Genomic DNA, 2,215 nt, shown 5'->3' with positions numbered 1-2,215 from the left:
GTGCGAGACTCTACCTCTGAATGGTAACAATCAGGGGAGCACGTCAGGCTTCACCGCCATACAGCCGTCCATTGGCGCTGCGCGTGAAGGTGGTGGCGCCGATGACCTGCGTCACCTGATGATTCTTATAGTCGTAATAGAAGCCCGCGAGGTTGAGCTGCACGCGGCGGTCGAGGAAGCGCATCTTGAGGCCGCCCTCGTATGCGTTGATCTGCTCGGGCTGGATATAATAGACCTGATTGGTCCCCTGATAGGCGAGGCCGTTGAAGCTGCCGCTGCGATAGCCGCGGCTGTAGTTGAGATAGCCCATGATATCGTCGGCGAAGTCGTAGCTGATGTTGACCCGGCCGGTCAGGCGGTTCGCCTTCTCATTCTGCTCGAGCGCCGGAGCGTTCGGATCATAAGGGAAGGTATAGGGGATGGTGCTGGCGCGGATCGTGCCGCCGAGGTCGTAGAGCACCGTCCGGCCGTTCTGATATTTGACCTTGTCCATCGTGTAGCGCAGCCCGACGCTGACCGTTAGCGCGTCGGTGAGATCATAGCTGCCGTCGAAATAGATCGCCGCCGAGGGCCGCTTGATCGTATATTTCTGCTCGCCGCTGATCGGGCCGAAGGGCGGGGCGCCCGCCGCGCGGCACGCCGCCGAGATGGCGCCGCCGAAGCCGCCACCGCCCGAATTATTGACCTGGATATCGGTGAGCAGGGCGATCAGCGAGCGGGCATCGAGGAAGCCGTTGGGATTGCCGGTAGGGACCGCCGAACAGTTCGCGGGATTGGTCGGATCGAGCGCCGGGTTGACCGCGAAGGCGGGCGCGATGGCGGCCGCTTGCGGCGCGGACACCGGGGCGTTGAAGAAGCTGTTCGGAACCCCCGCGCCCTGCAGGATCGGTTTTAGCACGCCAAAGAAGTCGATCTCGTTGCGCGTGTCGATCTTGTCGACGCCATAATAGAGGCCGGCAACGAAATTGAGCCGGTCGCCCTTGTAGTTGAGGCGCAAATCCTGGTTGAAATTCTGGCTGACCGAATTGTAGCGCAGCGCGCAGACGCTGTTCGGCGAACCGTCGCAGTCGAAGGGCGAATTGCGATATTTGCCACCGTCATAGCCGGTGATCGAGGTCAGCGAGAGCGTGTCGCTGAGCTCGACCGCGACGTTGAGCGCGACGCCGCGCGACGAGGTGAAATAGCGCCCGCCGGTATCGGCGGCGACCTCGTTCTTGCCGAGCGGCGCGCCGCCGTTCTGCGCGGGATCGAAACGCGAATAGCCGAGCACGTCGCGGCCACCCGCGAGCTGTCCGAGCGCATAGGGGTTGGGCGCGAGCGGATTGTCGCGCGCGATATAGCCCTTCAGGTTGATGTCGACGGTGTCGGTCGGCTTCCAGCGCAGCGACACGCGCCCGGCGATGGTGTTGGTCGTCCCGACATGGCGGTCCTGCACCGGGTTGTACTGCCAGCCGTCGCCTTTCGCGAAGGTGCCGGCGAAACGGATGCCGAGCTTGTCGGGGACCAAAGTCGCCTCGACCGCGCCTTCGACCGTCTTGGTGTCGTAATTGCCGTAACCGACGGTCAGCGTGCCTTCGCTCGCGCCGAGCTGCGGCTTGTTGCTGAAGAAGCTGATCGCGCCGCCGGTGGTGTTGCGGCCATAGAGCGTGCCCTGCGGCCCGCGCAGCACCTCGACGCGTTCGAGATCATAGAGTTGCTGGCCGTGGCTGGCGCGGAAGCTCTGATAGACTTCGTCGACATAGACCCCGACCGGCGAGGCCGTGGAGGCCGAAAATTCGTTCGCGACCGACACGCCGCGGAGCGAGAAGTTCGGCTGGGTGCGGCCATAGGGCGTCGTGATCTGGAGGCTGGGGACAAAGCCCTGCAGGTCGGAGGTTTCGCTGACCCCGCGCGATTCGAGTTCGTCACCGGCGAGTGCCGAGACCGCGACCGGGACATCCTGCAGATTCTGCGCGCGCTTTTGCGCGGTGACGACGATCTCCGCGATGCCGCCGCTGTCGGACGTGCCCTCTTCTGCGGGAGCGTCCTGCGCGAGCGCGGGGGCATGCCATCCGATCAGCATGGTGGTGGACAGGCAGGTCGCCAGAAAGGCTTTCTTGGTCATATCGTCTCTCCCACGGATCGCGGTCCCGTTCGCTGCGAGGCCGTCGATGGAGGAGAGGCTATGGCGGGAGCGATGGCGGCGACAGGTCGGGTGGCGGGGGGAGCGATGGGG

The 2,215-nt window shown here is 64.5% G+C and carries 1 protein-coding gene; it reads right to left on the bottom strand.

Translation table 11 applies throughout. The annotated features are described in order from the left end of the window. Positions 1 to 43 precede the first annotated feature (43 nt). On the bottom strand, positions 44 to 2,104 hold the full coding sequence (locus ACREB7_RS20810; RefSeq protein ID WP_431594164.1) for a TonB-dependent receptor: 2,061 nt from the start codon (positions 2,102 to 2,104) through the stop codon (positions 44 to 46). Positions 2,105 to 2,215: the final 111 nt, after the last annotated feature.

It is taken from the genome of Sphingopyxis sp. (genome assembly GCF_050725615.1).
GTDB lineage: Bacteria > Pseudomonadota > Alphaproteobacteria > Sphingomonadales > Sphingomonadaceae > Sphingopyxis.
The sequence above is the reverse complement of the archived record's forward strand: the minus strand, read 5'-3'. Positions and strand labels throughout refer to the sequence as shown.